Annotated in this window: 16 protein-coding genes, 1 tRNA gene and 1 pseudogene; 10 read left to right on the top strand and 8 right to left on the bottom strand. The window is 70.3% G+C overall.

The features are described 5' to 3' along the window. The first annotated feature begins 6 nt into the window (after positions 1 to 6). The 5 genes from AB0C30_RS16255 to AB0C30_RS16275 all read left to right on the top strand — a co-directional run bounded on the left by AB0C30_RS16255 (position 7) and on the right by AB0C30_RS16275 (position 2455). On the top strand, positions 7 to 501 hold the full coding sequence (locus AB0C30_RS16255; protein WP_357943972.1) for a peptide deformylase: 495 nt from the start codon (positions 7 to 9) through the stop codon (positions 499 to 501). Positions 502 to 550: 49 nt separating this feature from the next. Next, positions 551 to 623 (top strand) — tRNA-Leu (locus AB0C30_RS16260). 170 nt (positions 624 to 793) lie between these two features. Next, positions 794 to 1582, top strand: a complete 789-nt coding sequence (locus tag AB0C30_RS16265; protein ID WP_357943974.1) for a Bax inhibitor-1/YccA family protein — start codon at positions 794 to 796, stop codon at positions 1580 to 1582. 167 nt (positions 1583 to 1749) lie between these two features. Beyond that, positions 1750 to 1983 (top strand): DUF4287 domain-containing protein, encoded by a 234-nt coding sequence (locus AB0C30_RS16270; RefSeq protein WP_357943976.1) that lies wholly within the window; start codon positions 1750 to 1752, stop codon positions 1981 to 1983. A gap of 61 nt (positions 1984 to 2044) precedes the next feature. After that, positions 2045 to 2455: a PPOX class F420-dependent oxidoreductase gene (locus AB0C30_RS16275; protein ID WP_357943978.1), complete on the top strand. Its 411-nt coding sequence runs from the start codon at positions 2045 to 2047 to the stop codon at positions 2453 to 2455. Positions 2456 to 2559: 104 nt separating this feature from the next. On the opposite strand, the gene AB0C30_RS16280 is transcribed toward AB0C30_RS16275, so the two are convergent. From AB0C30_RS16280 to AB0C30_RS16290, 3 genes are all read right to left on the bottom strand, one after another. Then, positions 2560 to 3777, bottom strand: coding sequence for an acetyl-CoA C-acetyltransferase (locus tag AB0C30_RS16280; protein ID WP_357943980.1), 1218 nt, complete (start codon positions 3775 to 3777; stop codon positions 2560 to 2562). 69 nt (positions 3778 to 3846) lie between these two features. Next, entirely contained in the window at positions 3847 to 5190 is a 1344-nt protein-coding gene (locus tag AB0C30_RS16285) for a PQQ-binding-like beta-propeller repeat protein (RefSeq protein ID WP_357943982.1), read from the bottom strand. Between the two features lie 58 nt (positions 5191 to 5248). Next, entirely contained in the window at positions 5249 to 6232 is a 984-nt protein-coding gene (locus AB0C30_RS16290) for an SGNH/GDSL hydrolase family protein (protein WP_357943984.1), read from the bottom strand. Between the two features lie 129 nt (positions 6233 to 6361). Here AB0C30_RS16290 and AB0C30_RS16295 point away from each other — a divergent pair, with 129 nt between their 5' ends. After that, positions 6362 to 7732: a cystathionine beta-synthase gene (locus AB0C30_RS16295; RefSeq protein ID WP_357943986.1), complete on the top strand. Its 1371-nt coding sequence runs from the start codon at positions 6362 to 6364 to the stop codon at positions 7730 to 7732. 11 nt (positions 7733 to 7743) lie between these two features. Here AB0C30_RS16295 and AB0C30_RS16300 read toward each other — a convergent pair whose 3' ends face one another. Further along, entirely contained in the window at positions 7744 to 8601 is an 858-nt protein-coding gene (locus AB0C30_RS16300) for an NAD(P)-binding domain-containing protein (protein WP_357943988.1), read from the bottom strand. Positions 8602 to 8667: 66 nt separating this feature from the next. Here AB0C30_RS16300 and AB0C30_RS16305 point away from each other — a divergent pair, with 66 nt between their 5' ends. Next, positions 8668 to 12291 (top strand): BTAD domain-containing putative transcriptional regulator, encoded by a 3624-nt coding sequence (locus tag AB0C30_RS16305; RefSeq protein ID WP_357943990.1) that lies wholly within the window; start codon positions 8668 to 8670, stop codon positions 12289 to 12291. Between the two features lie 276 nt (positions 12292 to 12567). On the opposite strand, the pseudogene AB0C30_RS16310 reads toward AB0C30_RS16305, so the two are convergent. Then, positions 12568 to 13401, bottom strand: a pseudogene (locus AB0C30_RS16310) (histidine kinase dimerization/phosphoacceptor domain-containing protein); the annotation flags it as partial. A 21-nt stretch (positions 13402 to 13422) separates the two neighbouring features. Between AB0C30_RS16310 and AB0C30_RS16315 the strand changes: the two are divergent. Further along, a complete protein-coding gene (locus AB0C30_RS16315) occupies positions 13423 to 13632 on the top strand; it encodes a hypothetical protein (protein WP_357943992.1) in 210 nt (69 codons plus the stop codon). 118 nt (positions 13633 to 13750) lie between these two features. Beyond that, positions 13751 to 14890: a cystathionine gamma-synthase gene (locus AB0C30_RS16320; RefSeq protein WP_357943994.1), complete on the top strand. Its 1140-nt coding sequence runs from the start codon at positions 13751 to 13753 to the stop codon at positions 14888 to 14890. 29 nt (positions 14891 to 14919) lie between these two features. On the opposite strand, the gene AB0C30_RS16325 is transcribed toward AB0C30_RS16320, so the two are convergent. Then, on the bottom strand, positions 14920 to 15354 hold the full coding sequence (locus AB0C30_RS16325) for a hypothetical protein (protein ID WP_357943996.1): 435 nt from the start codon (positions 15352 to 15354) through the stop codon (positions 14920 to 14922). Positions 15355 to 15364: 10 nt separating this feature from the next. Beyond that, the gene (locus tag AB0C30_RS16330) at positions 15365 to 15490 is read right to left on the bottom strand and encodes a hypothetical protein (protein WP_357943998.1); all 126 of its coding nucleotides are present in this window, start codon (positions 15488 to 15490) and stop codon (positions 15365 to 15367) included. A gap of 140 nt (positions 15491 to 15630) precedes the next feature. On the opposite strand from AB0C30_RS16330, the gene AB0C30_RS16335 reads away from it, so the two are divergent. Beyond that, on the top strand, positions 15631 to 16053 hold the full coding sequence (locus AB0C30_RS16335; protein ID WP_357944000.1) for a DUF6292 family protein: 423 nt from the start codon (positions 15631 to 15633) through the stop codon (positions 16051 to 16053). Between the two features lie 108 nt (positions 16054 to 16161). On the opposite strand, the gene AB0C30_RS16340 is transcribed toward AB0C30_RS16335, so the two are convergent. Further along, on the bottom strand, positions 16162 to 18117 hold the full coding sequence (locus AB0C30_RS16340) for a hypothetical protein (protein WP_357944604.1): 1956 nt from the start codon (positions 18115 to 18117) through the stop codon (positions 16162 to 16164). Positions 18118 to 18140 lie beyond the last annotated feature (23 nt).

Genomic DNA, 18140 nt, shown 5'->3' on the forward strand with positions numbered 1-18140 from the left:
CGCGGAGTGCTCGACGCTCCGCACCCGCTCCTGTCCGCCCGGGCCCGGCAAGTGGATCCCACCGACCCCCGCGTGGTGGCCGCGGCGGCCGATCTCCTCGCCACTCTGCGCGGCGAGCCGGGGACCGCGGGTCTGGCCGCCCCCCAGATCGGGCTGAGTTGGCGGCTGATCGCCTTCGACGCCGCCGGGCACCCAAGAGGTAGGTCGTGGGCCGGCGAGCTCGTGGTGGTCAATCCACGGCTCGCTGAGGCGTCTCACTGGTGCGTCGGGCGGGAGGGCTGCGCCTCGATCGCGGGTTTGACCGCTGACGTACGGCGAGCGACGCGTATCACAGTGCTCGGCAGCTTGCCTGGCACGGGAGATCCCGTCACCATCGAGGCGGATGCATTCGAAGCTAGGTGCATTCAGCATCAACTGGACCATCTCGACGGCGTTCTGTTCCTGGACAGAGTGTCAGGAGCCCTATCACTTCACCGCAGACTTCACAGTTGTGACGCCTGATACGAAGTTGTGCTCCTCGGAAGCATGGTCCGTTTCGTATGATTGCGGCGCCCCCGTAGCCCAAAGGCAGAGGCAAACCCCTTAAAAGGGTTGTAGTGCGGGTTCGAATCCCGCCGGGGGCACCCGCATCTACCAGAGGAAATGCCTCGCTAAACAACCCTCAGTAACCGCGGGAACTCAGGAACGGATCCGTTCGTTGTCCTCCTGCTGAAGTCTCGAAACCACATAGATCTGAGTGCGTGTTGACCTAGGTGACGCCGCGTCCAATAAGCTCGGCGCACAGGAGGCAGCGATGGAGAGCAAGAACCCCGTTTTCAACCGGTCCCGGCAGGCCGGCGGGTGGCAGGGCGCGACGCCCACCCCCGGGCAACTGCAGAACATGTACGACTCCCCGTCGTACGCGCCCCCGGCACCGTCCGCCTACCGGACGATGACGATCGACGACGTCGTGGTGCGCGGTTTCATGACCCTGGGCACGCTCGTCGTGGCCGCGGCCGCCGCCTGGTACCTCAACGTCCCCCTGGGCGTGGCCGTCGGCGCGGCCATCGTGGCGCTCGTCCTGGGGCTGATCGCCTCGTTCAGGATGAGCACCAACCCGGCGTTGATCCTCAGCTACGCCGCGTTCGAAGGGATCTTCCTCGGCGCGCTCAGCAGCGCCTACGAATCCCTCTACAACGGGATCGTCCTCCAGGCGGTGCTCGGCACCGCGTTCGCTTTCGGCGGAGTCCTGACCGTCTACGCGCTGCGCGTCGTCAGGGTGACACCGAAGTTCGTTCGGTTCGTGGTGGCCGCGGGCTTCGCGGCCATCGGTCTGGTGCTCGTCAACCTGATCGCCGGGATCTTCATCCCGGGCGGCCTCGGGCTGCGCACCGACTCCCCGATCGGGTGGATCTTCAGCGTCGCGATGATCCTGCTCGGCTGCTTCTTCCTGCTGCTCGACTTCAACTCGATCGAGGAGGGCGTCCAGCAGGGCGCTCCGGAGAAGTTCGCCTGGCAGTGCGCCTTCGGGCTAACGCTGAGCCTGGTGTGGATCTACCTCGAGGTGCTCCGGTTCATCAGTATTTTCACGCGTAGCGACTGACCGTTCGCCTCCCGGACCCCGTCTGGACCCCGCCGATCCGGCGGGGTCCTTCTCTTTGCGCGACCGAAAATCTACCCGCCGTTACAAAAACCTCGGAGGTTGGGGCTTGTCATTCGGGGGGACGTGTTGCAGTGTCGAGCAAAGGACCTTAATCCGTGGAGGTGCCCATGTCCTTGAACCACTCACCGGAGACGCAGACGAAGCTGATCGCAAGGGTCCCAACGATAACGGGACGCGAACTCCCCGAGTGGTTTCAAGCCATCGACAACGGCCCGTCCTTCCTGAGGTGTGACGAGCGGGCCAACTGGCTCGCCGACGAGCACGGGCTGTCCCATGGCTACGCCGCCGCCATCGTGCACGAACACGAGCGGTACCGCCATAACCGTATGGGCTTCCTGTAGAGCCCACACGCCGACCCGACCCGCGCCCGTGCCCTCGGTACGGGCGCGGAATCATGGGTGGATGGACCTAGACAAGGCACGCGACTTCCTGCGAGACAACCACCGCGCGGTGCTCCTCACCAAGCACGGCGACGGCCGCCCGCAGATGTCCCCGGTGACGGTGGGCGTGGACGACGAGGGCTACCTCGTCATCAGCACCAGGGAGACGGCCGCCAAGACACGCAACATCCGGCGCGACAACAAGGTGACGATCTGCGCCTTTACGGACGCCTTCTACGGAAACTGGATCCAGGTGGAGGGCGAGGCGGAGATCATCTCCCTCCCGGAGGCCATGGATCACCTGATCGCCTACTACCGGGGGATCTCGGGCGAGCACCCTGACTGGCCGGACTACGAGGCGGCGATGGTCCGCGACAAGCGGGTCCTGGTCCGCGTGACCCCGACCAAGGCGGGCCCGGACCGCCACGGCTGAGGCCGGTCCGCACTGCCCCGGCTGACGCGAGCTTCTGGGTGGGCGCCAACCCGTATGGCGGTTGGCGCCCACCGGCCCGGGCGTCGAACGCCCGGTCGTGAGACTTAGGAAAGGCGTTCGAGGACCATCGCCATGCCCTGCCCGCCGCCCACGCACATGGTCTCCAAGCCGATCGACTTGTCGTGGTGGCGGAGGCTGTTGATCAGCGTGGAGGTGATGCGCGCGCCCGTCATGCCGAAGGGATGCCCGACGGCGATCGCGCCGCCGTTGACGTTGAGGCGGTCGAGGTCGATGCCCAGATCCCGGTAGGACGGGATGACCTGCGCCGCGAACGCCTCGTTGATCTCCACCAGGTCGACGTCGTCGATCGCCATCCCCGCGCGGGACAGCGCCTGCTTCGACGCCTCGACCGGCCCGAGGCCCATGATCTCGGGGGACAGGCCGGTGACGCCGGTGGAGACGATGCGCGCCAGCGGCGTGATGCCCAGCTCGGCCGCCCGCGTGTCGCTCATCACGATGACGGCGGCGGCGCCGTCGTTCAGCGGGCAGCAGTTGCCGGCCGTGACCGTGCCGTCGGGGCGGAAGACCGGCTTCAACCCGGCCACCCCCTCGTACGTGGTCCCGGCCCGCGGCCCGTCGTCCTTGCTGACCACGGTGCCGTCGGGGAGCGTCACCGGGGTGATGTCCTTTTGCCAGAAGCCGTCGGCCAGCGCCTTCTCGGCCAGGTTCTGGGAGCGGACGCCGAACTCGTCCTGGTCGCGCCGGGTGACTCCCTTGATCTGGGCGAGGTTCTCGGCGGTCTGGCCCATCGCGATGTAGACGTCGGGGATCGTGTCGTCCTCGCGCGGGTCGTGCCAGCTGTGCCCGCCCTCGGCGGAGGCCTTGCTGCGCCCGATGGCGTCGTTGAAGACCGGGTTCTGGGTCTCGGGCAGCGAGTCGGAGTTGCCCTTCACGAACCGCGACACCATCTCCACGCCCGCGGACACGAACACGTCGCCCTCGCCCGCCTTGATCGCGTGGAAGGCCATCCGGGTGGTCTGCAGCGACGACGAACAGTAGCGGGTGACCGTGGTGCCCGGCACGTTGTCGAGGCCGAGCAGCACCGACACCACGCGGGCCATGTTGAAGCCCTGCTCACCACCGGGCAGGCCGCAGCCGAGCATGAGGTCGTCGATCGTCGTCGGGTCGAGCTGCGGCACCTTGGCGAGCGCGGCCTGGATCATCTGCACGGTGAGGTCGTCAGGGCGTATGTCCTTCATCGAACCCTTGAAGGCCCGCCCTATGGGCGAGCGAGCGGTAGCGACGATCACAGCTTCAGCCATCTTCATCCTCCTGTGTCGGCCTTTAGAACTATATTCCAGTCCTGGTGGCGGAGCACGGTGGGTGGGGCGTCAGCCGTACATGCCGGGCGCCGTGGCCGTGCCGTCGTTGACGGCGTGGACGGCGCCCTTCTCGTCACGCCAGAGGCGCCAGCCGCCCTGGCTGCCGGTGAACCAGGGGGGCGGGGTCGTCGTGGAGGCGAGCCGCTTGCCGGTCGCGAGGTCGTACTCGCAGGCGGCGGCTATCGAGTAGAAGCCGGGGGCCTGGCCGCGGAGCGGGAGCGGTTTGGGGTCCGTGACGCAGAAGGACCAGCCGCGCTGGTCCTCGACCGGGACCGGCTCGCCCGTCGTCAGGTCGAAGGCGGCGCCCTTGGCGTCGTGCTTGAGGAAGCCGAGCTTCTCCATGCGGTCGGGGAAGGCCAGCCACCAGCCGGAGCCGGGCACCTCGGAGGCGGGGATCTGGCCGATGACCCGGCCGCTCTCGGCGTCGAGCCGGGCGAAGCCGCCGTAGGTGCCCTGCCGGTCGACCGGGCGTACGACGGGAGCGTAGCCGGGGCTGCCGCTGGGGTAGACGCGGACGACCGAAGGACGCATCCAGTTGATCGTGCCGTCGCCGATCTTGATGGAGAACAGGCCGAAGGTGGAGGCCTTCTTCGTCCGCGGGTTGGTGTAGGGGGCGACGTAGCCGATCAGGTTGTCGCTGGTCGCGCCGAAGGCCCACCCGCCCGACATGTCGATGCCAGGGCCGAGCGCCTGCTCGATCGGCTGCTGCCACTGCAGCTTGCCGGTCTTGAGCTCGTACGACTCGATCATGGGGTTGGCGGCCAGGCGGAGCAGCAGCACCCGGTCGGGATCCGACCACTCGACCTCGGCGATGCCGGGCAGCTTCCACATCTGCTTGCCGCTGACCGGGTCGAGCACCACCACGCGGGCGGTGGAGAGCGCGGTGTGCTCCGGCAGGCAGATGTAGGGCCCGCAGCGCTGGGGGCCGAACGTCGAATGCACCGGCCGCGCCCACTTCTGCGCGCCGGTGCGCGCGTCGCGGGCGACGACGGTGGCGTTCCAGCGGCCCTTCTTGACCGGGTCGACCGCCACGACGACAGCCTGGCCGGGGGCCGTCTCGACGATGGCGGGCGCGGAGACCCCCATGCCGGGCAGGCGGCCCGCCATGGTGGCCGGCTGGGCCCAGAGTTTGTTGCCGTGGGTGAGGTCGACGGCGACGGTCTCCAGCGAGCCGTCGGGCTTCATGGAGGTGGTCGTGACGACCCCGCCAGCGGCGGACATCCGGCTGACCGCGTCGATCTCGTCGTTGTGCCAGGTCGGGAAGTGGACCGTGGCCGCGCCGCTGTCGGAACAGCCGGCCAGGGCCAGGATTCCGGCGAGAGTGAGGGCGGCGTTCGCGAGGGGCCGAAGCACGAGCAATCCACTCCAAAGGGACGAGGAGTGACGGCTTCGGTTCGGAGGGTGACCGGGATCAGGCGTCGTTGGGCGACTCTCCCAGCCGGCGGCGGAACAACGTCGCCCACTTGCCGTGGAGACCCGTCGCCCGCCCGGCGACCGTGGTCGCGGAGACCTCGGTGCCGGGCTCCTCCGCGGCCGTAGCCGCCGCGAGGTAAATCGGTTGCAGTCCTTCGCCGCGCGCGGGTCGAGGCTCTGGCCACAATCCCAACGCAGCGCATACAGAAGGTAGCACTGCGTAAGCTGCCTGTGCGTAACCTCGGGCAGATGGGTGAAAACGATCGGGTCCGAACATCTCGCCCGGATTTGTCGCGAAATCCGGCCCCAGGACGTCGGCGAACGAGACCGTACGTCCGCCCGCGTCGACCACCGCGACCGTCTGGGCCGCGGCCAGCTGGCGGCTCCAGCGCCGCGTCACCCAGCGCAGCGGCTGCGCGATGGGCCGTACGGTGCCAAGGTCGGGACAGGTGCCCACGACCACCTCGGCGCCCGCCTCGCGCAGCCGGCGCACGGCCTTGCTCAGGTGGCGTACGGCAACCGCGGGCGGGGTCTGGGTGGTGACGTCGTTCGCGCCGACGAAGATCACGGCCAGCTGGGGCTCCGCCGTCAGTGCCCGGTCGACCTGGTCGGCGAGTTCGGCCGACGGGGCTCCCGACTTGCCGACCACGCGGAGGCGTACGGGGCGCTCGGCGACGGAGGCCAGGCCGTGCGCGAGCAACACGCCCGGGGTTCCGGCCGGATCGGTCATCCCCAGGCCGACGGAGAGGGAATCGCCCAGCAGGACCATGGAGACCGGGGTGCCGGGGAAGTCGCCGTAGACGCCGTCGGACGGCGGCCCCTCCATGCCGTGCGGACGGCCGATCACCTTCCTGGCCAACAGGCTTTCGGCCATCAGCAGGCCGTACGCGGTGGCGCCGAGGGCCGTCAGCCCGCCACCGCCGAGTGCCGCCGCCGTCGCGATCTTGCGCGCTGCCCGCGCCGTGCCCGCTGCCCAGACCACGTGCGTGCTCCTCTCGGCCGAACACGGCGGTAGCGTTTGCCTTGAAAACTAGCCGAGTGCCCGCCACCCCCACGGGAGCTCGGCCCTCGGCAAGCTGACCAAGCTTCGGCAAAGAAGGTGAACACCTCGGTGCGCGTTTACGATTCCCTGGTCGAGCTCATGGGCAACACCCCGCTCGTCAGGATGCACAAGGTCTCCGCCGGCCTACCCGCCCAGGTGCTCGCCAAAGTCGAGTACTTCAACCCGGGCGGCTCGGTCAAGGACCGCATCGCGGTCCGCATGATCGACGCGGCGGAGGCGTCGGGGGAGCTCCGGCCCGGTGGCGTGATCGTCGAGCCGACGTCCGGCAACACGGGCGTGGGTCTGGCCATCGTGGCCCAGCAGCGTGGCTACAAGTGCCTGTTCGTGGTGCCCGACAAGGTGGCCCAGGACAAGATCGCCGTGCTGCGCGCCTATGGCGCCGACGTCGTGGTCTGCCCGACCGCCGTGTCGCCCGACCACCCCGACTCTTACTACTCGGTGTCCGACCGGCTGGCCCGTGAGGTGCCCAACGCCTGGAAGCCCGACCAATACTCCAACGTCAACAACCCCGACTCCCACTACTACTCGACCGGTCCCGAGGTGTGGGAGCAGACCGAGGGCCGGGTCACCCACTTCGTGGCGGGCATCGGCACCGGGGGCACGATCAGCGGCGCCGGCCGCTACCTCAAGGAGATCTCCGACGGCCGCGTGAAGATCATCGGGGCCGACCCCGAGGGTTCCGTCTACTCGGGCGGTTCGGGCCGTCCCTACCTGGTGGAGGGTGTCGGCGAGGACATCTGGCCGGCCACCTACGACACGAAGATCTGCGACGAGATCATCGCGGTGTCCGACAAGGACTCCTTCAACATGACCCGGCGGCTCGCCCGCGAAGAGGCCCTGCTGGTCGGCGGCTCGTGCGGGATGGCCGTGGTCGCGGCGCTGGAGGTGGCGGCCAAGGCGGGGCCCGAGGACGTGGTGGTCGTCCTCCTGCCCGACGGCGGGCGCGGCTACCTGTCCAAGATCTTCAACGACGACTGGATGGCCGACTACGGCTTCCTGACCACTTCGTCCGAGGAGGGGCTGGTCCGTGACGTACTGGCTCGTAAGGGGGCGGGCCTGCCGGAGTTCGTGCACGTGCACCCGCACGAGTCGGTCGGTACGGCCATCGCCATCATGCGCGAATACTCGGTGTCGCAGCTCCCGGTGATGAAGGAGGAGCCGCCGGTCATGGCGGCCGAGGTGGTCGGCTCCATCGTCGAGCGCGACCTGCTCGAAGCCCTCTACCGCGGCCGGCTCTCCTCCGAGGACACGATCGCCGAGCACATGTCGTCGCCGCTGCCGATGATCGGCAGCGGCGAGTCGGTGGCGCGCGCGGTGGAGGCGCTGGAGAAGGCGGACGCCGCGGTGGTGCTGGAAGAGGGCAAGCCGGCCGGGCTACTGACCCGCCAGGACCTGCTCGCCTTCCTCGCCAACCACTAGGGCCTTGACCACTAGGGCTTTTTGATCGACTCGATCACGGTGCCGAGCCCCTCCGAGCCGCGTCCCTCGGCGTCGGCGCGTTCGAACAGCTCCCTGAGGGCGTTCGGCACCGTGGTCTCCAGCCCGGCGTCCTTCAGCGCGTGGACGGCGTGGCCGATGCCGACCGCCTGCATATGCAGGGAGTTGAGTTCACCCGGATACACCCGGGCCTCGGCCTCCTCGGCCAGGATCTTGGCGAAGCCCATCGGCCCGTCGCCCCCGAGCTGCGTGAACGTCTCCCTGGCGAACGGCAGGAAGTCCCGGGGCGGCACCCCCGCCGTGCCGAGCAGCGCGAGCGCGTGCATGTAGCTGGTCAGGCTGGACCAGAAGATCAGCAGCTGCGCCTGGTAGTACATCATCGCCAGGCCCTGGTCCTCGCCCACATAGGTGATCGTGGCCAGCGCCTTGAGCGTCTCGGCGTGCCGGTCGACGGCCTCCTTCGGGCCGCTGTAGAAGGTGTACGCCATGGGCAGGCCGATGCCCGGCGGCGGCACCATGATCCCTCCGGTGACGAGCGTGCCGCCCCGCCCGGCCACCCACTCCGCCGCCGCGCGCAACTCCTCGGGCGTGCCCGAGCTGAGGTTGACCAACACCTTTCCGTCCAGCCGCGCGTCGCTCAGACTGTCGTACATGGCCTGGTAGCTCACCTGGCTGATGACCAGCAGCTCGCCTTCGGCCGCTTCGTCCGCTCGCCGGGCGCCTCTGGCCACGAGCGGGTCCGTCTTGCTCTTCGTACGGTTCCAGACGGTCACCTCGTGACCCGCCGCGAGGAACGTCTCCGCCATCTTCGACCCCATCGGGCCCATTCCGATCACTGTCACTCGACTCATGAGCCCCACCATCGAACGTCCCCCTACGGAAATCCTTCCGTCTCACTACGGGTTGTCTCTGACGTGGTGAGTTTCGGGGTGCTCGGGCCGCTGGCGGTCTGGACGGACGACGGCCGCCCGATCCAGGTGACGGAGCCCAGGATGCGGGCGTTGCTGGCCGACCTCCTGGCTCACGGGGGTGGGCCGGTCTCGATGGACCGGCTGATCAACGACCTGTGGGGGGAGCGGCCCTCCCGCAATCCCGTCGGCACCCTCCAGGCGCGCGTCTCCCAGCTCCGCCGCGCCCTGGGCGACCCCGGCTCGATCGTCCACACCCCGGCCGGCTACCGCCTGGCGTTCGCCGACCCTTCTCGGGCCGGGGGCCGACGGGAGGTGGGACACTCCGGTGCCGCGCTGGGTGAGGGGCGCTTCGGTGTCGCGCTGGACGCCGACCGGTTCCGTGAGCTCGTCGGCGAGCGTGCCGCGGATCCGCGTGAGCGGGCCGCCCAGCTTCACGAGGCGCTGAGCCTGTGGCGCGGTCCCGCGTACGCCGACCTCGCCGACGAGGAGTTCCTCCGTCCGGAGATCGCGCGTCTGGAGGAGCTGCGCCTGGCCGCCCTCGAAGAGCAGGCGGAGGTACGGCTAGCCCTGGGCGAGGACGTGGACCTGGCCGACCTGGTCTCCCGGCACCCGTTGCGCGAGCGTCTGCGCGCCCAGCACATGACGGCCCTGTACCGGGCCGGTCGGCAGAGCGAGGCCCTGGCCAGCTACGGGGAGCTGCGCGAGCGGCTGGCGGAGGAGCTGGGCCTGGACCCCACGCCCGAGCTGGCGGCACTTCAGGAGGCGATCCTTCGGCAGGATCCTTCGCTCGTCCGGCAGGACCCTCCGCCCGCTGCCCAGCCGCCCCGTTCCAACCTGCCGTCGCCGCTCACGGAGCTGATCGGCAGGGACGCGGAGGTCGCCCAGGCCCGCGACCTGCTGGACGTCGCCCGCCTGGTGACGCTCACCGGACCTGGCGGCGTCGGCAAGACCCGCCTCGCCTTGGAAACCGCCCGTTCCCTCCTCGACGAAAGCACCGCCTTCCCTGACGACAGCACCGTCTTCCCCGACGCAAGTGCTGCCCTCCCCGACGAGAGCTCCGCCTTCCCCGACGGGGTGTGGCTGGTCGAGCTGGGCGGGATCACGGACGTGGCCGCAGCGGTCGCGGACGTGCTCGGCGTACGCGACGACGACGCCGCGCCACTGCCGCCGAGGCTGGCGACCGCCCTGGCCACCAAGCGCGCGGTGCTCGTACTCGACAACTGCGAACACCTGGTGGAGGAAGCGGCGGAGCTGATCTCCGCACTGCTACGGGCCGCTCCAGGGCTGCGGATCCTGGCGACCAGCCGGGAACCGCTCCGGGTGACCGGTGAGCGCATACATGCCGTACCGCCGCTGACCGAGCCCGACGCCGTACGCCTCTTCACCATCCGCGCCGGAATCAAGCCGAACGAGCCGAACGCCACCCCCACAGACGCGACCAGCAGGTGGAGTGAGTCGAACGAGGTGGGTGAGGCGGTCGCGACCATTTGCCGGCGGCTCGACGGCCTTCCGCTGGCGTTGGAGCTGGCCGCGACACGCGTGCGGGCGTTGGGTGCGCGGGAGGTGGCCGAGCGGCTCGACGACCGGTTCCGCCTGCTCAGCTCTGGCATGCGTGACGCCCCCTCACGTCAGCGCACGCTTCGGGCGGTGATCGACTGGAGCTGGGACCTGCTGTCCGACCACGAGCGGGTCGTGCTGCGGCGGCTGGCCGTACACGCGGACGGGTGCGCGCTGGAGTCGGCCGAGGAGGTCTGCGCTGAGCCCGGCGTGGACGTGGTGGACGTGCTGGCTGGTCTGGTCGATCGCTCGCTGGTGGTGGTGTCCACCGGGCCCAGGTACCGGCTGCTGGAGTCCGTCGGGGTCTACTGCGCCGAGCGTCTCGCGGAGGCGGGTGAGCACGGGAGGATCGCCGCACGTCACGCCCGCTACTACACGGCGCTGGCCGAACGGGCGGACCTGCGCGGCCCGGGTCAGAGGCAGTGGCTCGAACGCCTGGACGCCGAGACCGCCAACCTGCGGCTCGCCTTGTCGGGTCCGGAGCCGCTCCGCCTGGTCAACGCGCTGGCCTGGTACTGGTTCCTACGCGGCCGCATGGGCGAGGCCCGCCGCTCCCTGTCCACCGCCCTGTCCAAAGCCGCCCCGGCGCCCAGTGCCGCTCTGGCGTCCAGAGTCCCCTCGACCTTCGGAGCCGCTCCGGCGTCTAGCGCCACCTCGGCGTCCGGGGTCGCCCCGATGTCCGGGGCCGCTCCGACGTCTAGCGCCGTGCCAGGGTCCGGGGTCGTGTCGGGGTCCGGAGCTATCTCGGGGTCCATAGCCACCTCGGCTGTGCCCGTCACGGATCTGACCGCCGGGCGGGCGGCTGTGGCGTCGGTGTGGTTGGCGGGGATGGCGTTGTCCGTCGGGGAGGTGGCGCCGCCGGTGCGGGTGGCCGGGCTCGACGCCCGAGGGCGGGCACTGGCCGACTGGTTTCTGACCCACGTGCGCTGGGCGTACGGCGATCATGGTGCGCACGAAGCGGCGGCGAGCCGGGCGCTGGCCGCGTACGAGGCGCTCGGCGACCGCTGGGGGATCGCCGCCGCGCTCAGCCTGCGCGCGAAGCTGGCCGTCGGGCGGGGGGACCTGGCCGCGATGGAGCGGGACGGGCGGCGGAGCCTCGAGCTGTTCGGCGAGCTGGGTGACGCGTGGGGGCGGTTGGAGGCCATGGACGCGCTCGACCGGCTGGCCGAGATACGGGGTGACTACGCCGAGGCCGCCAGGTTGCGCGAGGAGCAGTTGCGGCTGGCGGAGGAGCTCGGCTTCGAGGTCGCGTTCAAACTGGCCGGGCTGGGCCGTGTGGCGCTCCTGGCGGGCCGGTACGAGCGAGCCGACCACTACCACGAGCGGGCCAGACTGCTGGCCGTGGAGCAGTCCTACAAGGCCGCGGAGGAGCATGCCGTGCTCGGGCTGGCACTGAGCGCCAGGCGGCAGGGCGACTACGTACGGGCGGAAGGGCTCCTGACGCCGTGGCTCGGCTGGCTGCGTGAGGTGCGGGGGACGCCCGGCATCGCGTTCGTCCTGGCCGAGCTGGGGTTCGCCGCCGAGCAGCGCGGTGACGCCGCGACGGCGCTGGCCAGGCAGCGGCAGGGCTACGAGGCGGCCCAGGCCACCGGGGACCCGAGAGCGATCGCGCTCGCCCTGGAAGGGCTGGCGGGCGCGCTGTCACTCACGGCCGAGCAGACCGGGACGGGGCAATCGGCCGAGCGAACCGGGACGGGACAACCGGCTGAGCAGACCGGGAGGGGACGCCAGGCCCGATGGGGCCTTCCCGAGAGGCATCGGGAGCCCGAGGGGTACCGGGAGGCGGCCGGGATGCTCGGCGTGGCCGCCGCGCTCAGAGAGGCGGTGGGCGTGCCGCTGCCCGCCCCCGAGCGGGCCGACGTCGACCGGATCATCGCCAGGCTGCGCGCGGCGATGGGTGCCGAGTTCGACCCGGCGTACGCCTCAGGACGTGGGAAACTCCGCGACCACTTCCCAGGCCCCGTCGGAACCGGGCCCGGCGTACAGGCGGCCGCCCAGCGCCTCCACCCGCTCGGCCATCCCGACCAGCCCGAACCCGCCGCCCAGGCGCGAGAGCCGGGGGTCGGAGGCTGAGCCGAAGTTGCGGATGCGCAGCAGCACGAGCTGGTCGAAGCGGCGCAGCTCGGCCTCGACCCAGCTGGCGCCCGGCGCGTGCTTGCGGATGTTGGTGAGCGCCTCCCGCAGCACCCGGTGGACCGTCGTCATGACCTCCGGCGCCAGAGTGTGGTCGTCGATGCCGGACCCGATCTCGAACGCGACGCGCGGCCCGTTCTCCGAGAACCGTTCCGTCAGCAGCCGTAGATCGGCAAGCGACGTGCCGGGGGTCCTGGCGGCCTCGTCCTCGGCCCGCAGCACGGTGACCAGGCGTCGCATCGAGGTGAGCGCGTCCGTCCCGGCACTGGCGATGGCGTCGAGGGCGGGCAGCACGGCGTCGGGCTTCAGGTCGGCGACCGTGCGGGCGGCCTGGGCCTGTACGACGATGCCGGTGATGTGGTGGGCGACCAGGTCGTGCAGCTCTCTGGCCAGCTCCAGGCGCTCCGCACGCCGTACGGAATGGACGGCCTCCTTGCGGCGCTCCTGCTGGAAGCGGAGGTAGCCGCCGACGGCGGCGATCATCGTCCACGCGGTGAAGAGGATGAACGAGAAGGCCAGCTTGTTCTGGGGATCGCGCGAGGCGCCTTCCGCCATGAGGACGACCAGCGCGGTGCCCCCGAACACCGCGGCCCGCTTGACCGGCTCGACGTGGCGCAGCACGCCGATCGTCAGGATCATCAGCGCGCCGGTCTCCGCCGCGCCGGGCACGCCCACGAACCCGCTGATGGCGATCACCAGCGAGGAGACGAGCGAGAGGGCCAGCATGACGACGAACGTCTCGACCCGGAAACGGCGCCGCAGGATGGCGGCCGCGACGCCCACGACCCCGCAGATCGGCACGAGCCACTGGACGCCGCCCCTGGTGGCGGCAATGGCGAGGTCCATGAGGAGCATCATGGCCAGCCAGCCGATCGCCGCGATGTCGCTCAGCCGGCGGATCCAATAGACGACGTGCTTGGCTTCCCCCACCCCTAGGAGCCTAAGCCGCAAGTCGGATGGCAGGCATCGACCGTTCGGCTGAGGAGGCTCGCCGAGGACCGGCCCTTCAGTGGAGGCGGCGGCAGGGGGCCGTCGACGATGCTGGTACATGTCCGGAAGGGGGACGGGAAAATGATTGTCCTTGGATTCGTACTGCTGGGTATCGGGTTGGTCGTGGGTCTGCTGCTGGCGCTGGCCGACCCGGTGCTGCTCTCCCGCATCAACGGGGAGCACGCGGAGGGCGGCAGCGGCCGCCATATCCAGGTGCCCGTACGCGACGCCGACGTTATACCGCTGGCGTCGCGGGCAGGCGGCGACAGGAAGAAGCCTCAGGCAGCCTGAGACCGGCTCGCGCGGGGCATGACGCGCGAGCCGCGCGGGCGCGGTTGGGGACGGCGCCCGCTTCGGCCCGCGGTCCGTTGGGGAACGGACCGCGGGCCGCTTCCGTTACCGTGGGCCTATGACGAACGGTTTCGAAACCCTGGCGATCCACGCAGGTCAGGAGCCTGACCCGCTTACCGGCGCGGTCGTGCCGCCGATCTATGCGACGTCCACCTACAAGCAGGACGGTGTGGGTGGCCTGCGTTCCGGATATGAGTACAGTCGCTCGGCCAACCCGACCAGGACCGCGCTCGAAGAGGCGCTGGCCGCGGTCGAGGGCGGCGCGCGCGGGCTGGCGTTCGCGTCGGGCCTGGCGGCCGAGGACACCCTGCTGCGAGCTCTCTGCAAGCCGCAGGACCACGTCGTCATCCCCAACGACGCTTACGGGGGCACATACCGGCTGTTCGCGAAGGTCGGCGAGCGCTGGGGCCTGCACTACGACCCAGTGCCGCTCGGCGACCTCGACGCCGTGGCCGCGGCGATGACCCAGAAGACGCGGATCATCTGGGTGGAGACGCCGACGAACCCGCTGCTCGGCATCGCCGACCTCGCCGCGCTCGCCCAGCTGGCCCACGACAACGGGGCGCTGCTGGTCGTCGACAACACCTTCGCCTCGCCCTACCTGCAGCAGCCGCTCGCGCTGGGCGCGGACGTGGTCGTGCACTCCACCACCAAGTACGTCGGCGGCCACTCCGACGTGGTCGGCGGCGCGCTGATCGCGGCCGACGAGTCGGTCGGCGCGGAGCTGGCCTTCCACCAGAACGCGATGGGCGCGGTGGCCGGGCCGTTCGACGCCTGGCTGACGCTGCGCGGGCTCAAGACCCTGGGTGTACGGATGGACCGGCACTGCGACAACGCCGAACGGATCGTCGATCTGCTGCTCGCGCACCCGCGCGTGACGCAGGTGCTCTACCCGGGTATGGGCGACCACCCCGGGCACGAGGTGGCCGCCAAGCAGATGAAGCGGTTCGGCGGCATGGTGTCGTTCCGCGTCACGGGCGGCGAGGCCGAGGCCGTCGAGGTGTGCAACCGGGCGAAGCTGTTCACGCTGGGCGAGTCGCTGGGCGGCGTCGAGTCGCTCATCGAGCACCCGGGCAGGATGACGCACGCCTCGGCGGCCGGCTCGCCGCTGGAGGTGCCCGCCGACCTGGTGCGGCTGTCGGTCGGCATCGAGACGGTCGACGACCTGCTCGCCGACCTCACGCAGGCGCTCGGCTAGGAGCCCGGTACGACCATCAGGACGCTCGGTTAGGAACCCGGTACGACCATCAGGAACAGGATCACCAGCCAGATCAGGGACAGCAGCCCGCTGATGGCGGCGATCCTGCCGTTCTGCACCTTCGCGTCGTCGTCCGGGGTCTCGGTCTCGAGGACCTTGACGGCGGCGCGCAGGTCGCGGTCGATGATGACGAGCAGCACGACGGCCACGATGAACAGCGTCATCGAGGCCGTCATGTACCACTTGCCGAGCACGCCGCCGCCGATCGACATGCCGACGGCCAGCCCGAAGATCAGCACGCCCAGCGAACCGATGCTGTAGATCCGGGTGGTCCGCTGGATGTTCTGCAGGACGGGCACGTTCTTGCCGCGGATGGCTCGCGGAGCGGCCATGGTGGCCGCTGTGAGCGGGCCGATCGTGAAGATCGCGAAGCCGATGTGCAGCCAGAGAAGCAGGGGCGACATGCGTAGGAGACTAGTCCCCGACGATCTCGCCCGCGGACTCGACACTCTGTTTACCCTCTGAGGAGCAGCGCATGATCAGCTCGGTGGCCGCGATCGCGACCACCATGAGCACGATCAGAAGAATCATGGCAATCATGGAGCCCCCCTCCTTCCCCGTGTCGGACGTAAATATCGTCCGTAATGACTAGACGCTCTGGCAACGGAATAAGTTCAGCGCGGGTATGGTTGACCACCGTCGCTTTTTCCTTACCGTCTGGGCACAAGGGGGTGCCGTCCGTGGCCATCAGGCATGTCGAGCCGTATACCGACGAGTGGCTGCAGCAGCCGACCGGCTACGTGCAGCGGGTCGTCGACCTGCTCGGATCCGAGGTCGCCGACTGGTGGGAGGGCCCCTGCGAGCCGCGTGGCGCGACCGTCCGACTGACGGACGGCAGCGCGCTGGTGTGGGACGAGGAGAGCGGGTGGCGGCTGGGCGGCTTCGTCTCCGGCGGCCGCGGCGAGCACACCCAACTCGACGGCGTCCGTTACCTGGGCGGCGGCCTGCTGCCCCGGCCCGAGCGCGTGCCGTCGGCGCTGAGCGATGCCCGCACGGGTGTGGGCGCCAGCTCCGCCTGGCGCCCCTGTTACCGCTCGTACCGTAACTGCCGGGACGGCTTCGACGTCGCCCTCGACTTCTACGCGTCTCTCGTCGACGCCTGAGCGGCTGACCGCCTGAAGTCGCGGGCCGGTCGTAGGACATCAACGCCGTCGTACGACATCAAGCCCGCGTTCAGACAGCCAGGCCCCGTTCGGACCTTGAGCCCGCGTTCAGCGGGACCGGCGTACCCGTAGGAAGTCGCTCACCACATACTCGCCCAGCCGATCCGCGCTGGGGGAGAACACGCGACCGCCGTTGCGCCGCGCCACCTCGTCCACGAACTCCTTGAGGCGGTCGTCGCCGGCCAGCATGAAGATGTTGAGCGTCGCCCGCCGCCGGGTCATCTTGTCCACCTCGGCCAGCGTGAGCTCCAGCGTCTCGGGCGACGGCGGCCACTCGAAGGCCGAGTGCCCGTTGCGCATCAGGTGAGCCGTCGGCTCGCCGTCGGTGACCACGAGCACGACCGGCTCGAAGTCGGGATGGCGGTCCAGGTGCCGGCCCGCGATGAGCAGGGCGTGGTGCAGGTTCGTCCCCTGAACCATGTCCCAGTCGAGCCCGGCCAGCTCGTCCGGTTGCAGCACCCGAGCGTAGTTGGAGAACCCGATGATCTGCACCGCGTCCTGCGGGAACTTGGAGGCGACCAGCGCCTGAAGGGCGAGCGCGGTCTGCTTGGCCGCCGCCCAGGTCCCGCGTAGGGCCATCGAGTAGGACAGGTCGACCAGCAGGCAGACGGCCGCCGCGCTGCGCCGCTCGGTCTCGGCCACCTCGAAGTCGTCGACGGAGAGGTGTACGGCGCCTGATTCGGACTGGACGCCGCCGTTGCGGACGCCGTTGACCAGCGTGCGAACCACGTCGATCGGCTGCTCGTCGCCGAAGCGCCAGGGCCGCGACGAGCCGGTCAGCTCCCCGGCCGAGCCCGCGTCGCGCTGGTCGTGGTCGCCGCGCCGGCCCGCGTCGAGCGAGGCGAACACCCGGCGCAGCGCCGTCTCACCGAGCCTCCTGACGGCCTTGGGGGTGAGCTCCAGCTTGCCCCGGCGGCGCAGGAGGTAGCCCTGCTCCTCCAGCTCGCGTTCGATCCGCTTGAGTGCCTCCAGGTCGTCGACCGCCGAGCGGCCGAGCGCGCGGCGGACCGCGGACTCGTCGACGTCGTCGAGCCTGGCGCCCGGGTAGTCCTGCCGGAGCGAGGTCTCCAGCTGTGAGAGGTCGGCCAGCTCCTCCAGGGCGGTGACGGCGTCGCCCATGCCCAGCGGCTCCTCGCCGGTCAGCCGTTCGGGGGTGTCCCAGGCCAGGTCGGGCCGGCGGGCCTGGAGGGACTCGCCGAGCCGGCGCATCTCGTCGGACAGCCCCGCCTGGTCGAGCGTCTGGCTCATCAGGTTGGCCAGCTCCTCGCGCTGGGCCGGGGTCATCGAGGCGAGCATGCGCTGGGTCGCGGCGGCCCGCCGGGCCAGGACGTCGACCAGCTCGTCGAGGTCGCGCGGCTTCTCCGGGAAGAGATCGCCGTATTCCTTCATGAACGCATCGAAGTCCTGCTGGGTGTGCTGACCTCTGGCGTCCTTGTCGAGCATGTCGTTGAGGTCCGACATCATCTGCCGGACGCGCTCCATCGCCGCCGGGTCCGGCTGGGCCAGCGCGTCACGCAGCCCTCTGAACTGGCTGTCGAGCACTTCGCGGCGCAGCAGGTCGCGCAGCTCATCGAAGGTCTGCCTGGCGGCGGCCGAGCGCCACTCGTAGGGGGTCAGCTGCTGGATCGCGCTGGCCGTGTCGTCGGGCAGCGAGTCGAGCTCGCTCTCGCGCAGCCGCGCGTCGTCGGACGGGTCGGGGAACAGCTCGGCCCGCTCCTGGCCGATGGCCTTGTCGAGGAGCGCCCGCGCCCGCTCCAGCGTGCCGTCGAGCCGGCCGCTCTCGCGCAGGTCCCTGCGGCGCCGTCGTACCTCTCTGAGCATGTCGTCGAGACCCCGGCGGTCCTGGGCTCCGGGCAGCCCGCGCTTGAGCAGGTCGCGCAGGGCGTGCACGGGAGTGGAGCCGGACAGGATGGCGTCGCCCATCTCGTCGAGCGCGGCGCGCACGTCGTACGGCGGGGCGAGGGGGTCGGGGCCATCGTTGTACTCGCCATAGCGGTAGGCCATCACGAACACACGCTAACCCGAGA

This window comes from Nonomuraea sp. NPDC048901, assembly GCF_040649695.1.
In the GTDB taxonomy this organism is placed as follows: Bacteria; Actinomycetota; Actinomycetes; order Streptosporangiales; family Streptosporangiaceae; genus Nonomuraea.

Bases quoted from the DNA above. Each gene is read 5' to 3' on its own strand.
- AB0C30_RS16325 (WP_357943996.1), bottom strand. From the start codon at position 15,354: ATGTCGCCCCTGCTTCTCTGGCTGCACATCGGCTTCGCGATCTTCACG.
- AB0C30_RS16315 (WP_357943992.1), top strand. From the start codon at position 13,423: ATGATTGTCCTTGGATTCGTACTGCTGGGTATCGGGTTGGTCGTGGGT.
- AB0C30_RS16270 (WP_357943976.1), top strand. From the start codon at position 1,750: ATGTCCTTGAACCACTCACCGGAGACGCAGACGAAGCTGATCGCAAGG.
- AB0C30_RS16330 (WP_357943998.1), bottom strand. From the start codon at position 15,490: ATGATTGCCATGATTCTTCTGATCGTGCTCATGGTGGTCGCGATCGCG.
- AB0C30_RS16320 (WP_357943994.1), top strand. From the start codon at position 13,751: ATGACGAACGGTTTCGAAACCCTGGCGATCCACGCAGGTCAGGAGCCT.
- AB0C30_RS16280 (WP_357943980.1), bottom strand. From the start codon at position 3,777: ATGGCTGAAGCTGTGATCGTCGCTACCGCTCGCTCGCCCATAGGGCGG.
- AB0C30_RS16265 (WP_357943974.1), top strand. From the start codon at position 794: ATGGAGAGCAAGAACCCCGTTTTCAACCGGTCCCGGCAGGCCGGCGGG.
- AB0C30_RS16340 (WP_357944604.1), bottom strand. From the start codon at position 18,117: ATGGCCTACCGCTATGGCGAGTACAACGATGGCCCCGACCCCCTCGCC.
- AB0C30_RS16300 (WP_357943988.1), bottom strand. From the start codon at position 8,601: ATGAGTCGAGTGACAGTGATCGGAATGGGCCCGATGGGGTCGAAGATG.
- AB0C30_RS16275 (WP_357943978.1), top strand. From the start codon at position 2,045: ATGGACCTAGACAAGGCACGCGACTTCCTGCGAGACAACCACCGCGCG.